Annotated in this window: 3 protein-coding genes; all 3 read left to right on the top strand. The window is 37.9% G+C overall.

What is annotated here, in order from left to right; all coding sequences use genetic code 11:
• The first annotated feature begins 56 nt into the window (after nucleotides 1-56).
• A complete protein-coding gene (locus tag AC1DRF_RS20815; RefSeq protein WP_013056869.1) occupies nucleotides 57-287 on the top strand; it encodes a YkvS family protein in 231 nt (76 codons plus the stop codon).
• Nucleotides 288-442: 155 nt separating this feature from the next.
• Nucleotides 443-1333 carry an AAA family ATPase gene (locus AC1DRF_RS20810; protein ID WP_477741581.1) on the top strand — a complete coding sequence of 297 codons (891 nt, stop codon included), beginning with the start codon at nucleotides 443-445 and terminating at the stop codon, nucleotides 1331-1333.
• A gap of 11 nt (nucleotides 1334-1344) precedes the next feature.
• Nucleotides 1345-3183 (top strand): vWA domain-containing protein (locus tag AC1DRF_RS20805; RefSeq protein WP_477741580.1); only part of this gene is annotated, 1839 nt, incomplete at its 3' end.

The raw sequence follows: 3183 nt of genomic DNA, 5'->3' as shown, positions 1-3183 counted from the left end.
AAATTAAATTGTGTTTTCACTTATAAAAAACACGGTAAATTGGAAAAGGTGGGGTCATGATGGACGTAGAAAATACACAAGGTACAGAAGAACAAGCACCTAAAGTCAAAGCAGCTAAAGTTGGCGATACCATTCAGCCAAAAAAGGGCGACTATAAAGGATTTAAAGGAATTGTTATGGTAGTGCGAGACAATTCGGTTATCGTAGATTTTGGGAAAGATGCTGAAACGGGCGAATCCATGAAAACAGTCGTTAATCATAAAAACTATAAAATCGTAAAAAAGTAGGTGAATAACCTACTTTTTTTTACTGAATATATGTTTAAAGACTGCGGTTTTTCTATCGGAAACCTTAGAGAAAAGCGTAGGTAAAGCAATTCTTTGAGAAGAAGAATGTTTTTTAGTAAACTATAGAAAGTATRCAGAAAGAAAGGATTTTTGTTATGTCAATTCAACTATCACAATTATCATTACCACAAGAGGTTCTTTCGCTTTTAGCGGATCGTAAATATGAAAACTTRTCCGATGCTGATCAGCTATTAATTGGAAAAGGCGGCTATACAGCAGAAGAAGCAGATATTTTAGAAGATGCTATTATTGCCTTGTCACTAGGGAAAAACGTACTTTTAAAAGGACCAACAGGTTCAGGTAAAACAAAGCTTGCTGAAACGCTGTCGCATTTATTTTCTCAGCCGATGCATAGCGTTAACTGCTCGGTTGACTTAGATGCAGAAGCGCTGCTTGGTTTTAAAACAATTGCTGAACAAGAAGGGAAAACAGGTATTGAGTTTGTGGAAGGACCTGTTATTCAGGCAATGAAAAAAGGGCATTTATTATATATTGATGAAATTAACATGGCTAAACCTGAAACACTTCCTATTTTAAATGGGGTTCTTGATTACCGAAAAATGATTACGAACCCATTCACTGGAGATGTAGTACGCGGTCAGCAAACGTTCGGCGTAGTAGCGGCTATTAATGAGGGGTATGTTGGTACCGTTCCATTAAACGAAGCGCTAAAAAATCGTTTTGTTGTTATTGAAGTGCCGTATATTCAAGGAGGCAGCTTAAAGCAAGTTCTGATGTCTCAGTCTCAGTTAAAAGACGAAAAATTAATTGATAAATTTGTCACGCTCTCTGCGGATTTAATTACTCAAGTTCAAAGCGGCCATGTATCAGAAGAAGCTGCGTCTATTCGTGCGCTTATCGATACGTGTGATTTAGCTCTTTATATGCCGCCTCTTCGCGCGATTAGACGCGGTATTATCGAAAAGCTAGAAGATGAAAGGGAAAAAGCCGCCATTCAAAATATTGCTGAAACATTATTTGAGTAAGGAGTGGCGCTATGCGATTTATTAAATTTAACGACAAAAATGTAGATTCCTTTCTCTATATGGAGCTGGCAGATTTAACGAAAACATTAACAAAAAATGATGAAATTGAAGTAGAGTATCGCGTTTCTTCTTATTATGATCCTGTACACGGCATTATTTATCTCAGTCACTTTTGGGATAACCGTCCAGAAGAAGACAAAGTGTAYGGCTTAAAAAGTGATGTATTTTTAAGAAGTATTGGAAGCTATAAGCATTCAAACTTCAAAGAAATTAATGCATATTTAAAGAAAATAAATAAAACCTCGGTACCTGGCTTAGCTAAGCAGCTGTTTATGCTGTTTGAAGATATTCGTTTAGAAGAAGTATGCAAACGCGAACGCCCTGGAACGAAAAAAGCCTTCGCCGTCAGAAGACAGCTCTATAGAAAATATTTTGCTACACAAATGAGCGCAAATCTAACAAAAAGCGTGTATACGGATGCACTTTTTAACGGCATCTACTTGCTATTGACGGCTGAAAATCCATTTGAAGAAATTCCTTCAATGAGTGAATCGATTAATTTAGCGATGCCTTTTATCCGCAGACAGCTAACAAATGTATATGAAGCTAAAACAACAAAAGATGTATCGCGCATCTGTCTTGAACTTGTAGATGTCTTTGATGATATTGTTGAAAAAGATATGCTTAATACTTATTTCTTCTTGGCTGAACTTCAGTATGATCAGTTAGAAGAAGGGTTAACATTTGAAGATTTAAAACGCAAAGATTCATTAGTGAACGATGATATTTTAGAGCATGAAAAAGACGGAGATGAAGACATTCACGAAGAGAAAATGGAAATGTGGCATCGAGAGACAAGCGAAGCGACGCAAAGTTTTCTACAGTTTGATATGGATCAAGGCTCAAAAACAGACATGCTAGGCGATGGTGTTCGTGAAGGCGACGATGGAGATCRAGCAATGGGCATGGTGCAAGGGTCTTCTCAAAAAACATCGCGGAACGATTATTCTCAAATCGAAGCCATGGAGCAAACGCATCCGGAAAAAGACGGGGAAGCGGATTATGGGTATGGGAAAGAAAATAAGCATGCCTATGCTGTTTTTATAGATTCTAAACTTCCGAACGACGATCACGTTGTTCAGTATAATGAGAATAAAAAAATTATTGCATCGTATCAAAAGAAATTAAAACAAATGATTGAAAAAACGCTTGAACATAAAAAAACGCTTCCTAGAAGCGAGCTGCACTTTGGCCGATTAAATAAAAAGCTTCTAAAACTATGGACAGACGACAATCCTCGTTTGTTTTATAAAAAAGATGAAGATTCTGCGCAAATTGATGCCGTCTTTTCTCTTTTAGTTGACTGTTCCGCATCAATGTACGACAAAATGGATGAAACGAAGCTTGGGATTACGCTATTTCATGAAGCGTTAAAATCTGTTATGGTGCCTCATCAAATTGTAGGGTTTTGGGAAGATACAAATGATGCCACCGAAACGAGCCAGCCTAACTACCTGCAGACGGTTATGGACTTTCAAGCATCGTTAAAGCGTAAAAGCGGTCCTGAAATTATGCAGCTTGAGCCTGAAGAAGACAACCGTGATGGATTTGCCATTCGCCATATGACACGCCGCTTGCTTCAGCGTTCTGAACAGCAGAAGTTTTTACTTGTGTTTTCAGACGGTGAACCAGCCGCTATGGGATATGAACAAAATGGTATTGTAGATACGCACGAAGCGGTACTGGAAGCACGCAAGCACGGAATTGAAGTCATCAACGTCTTTTTATCCAACGGGGAAATTGATGAAGGACAAAAGAAAACCATTCAAAATATGTACGGGAAATATAGT

It is taken from the genome of Priestia sp. P5_B4, from assembly GCF_056400385.1.
This window is presented reverse-complemented; position numbering and strand designations above follow the sequence as displayed.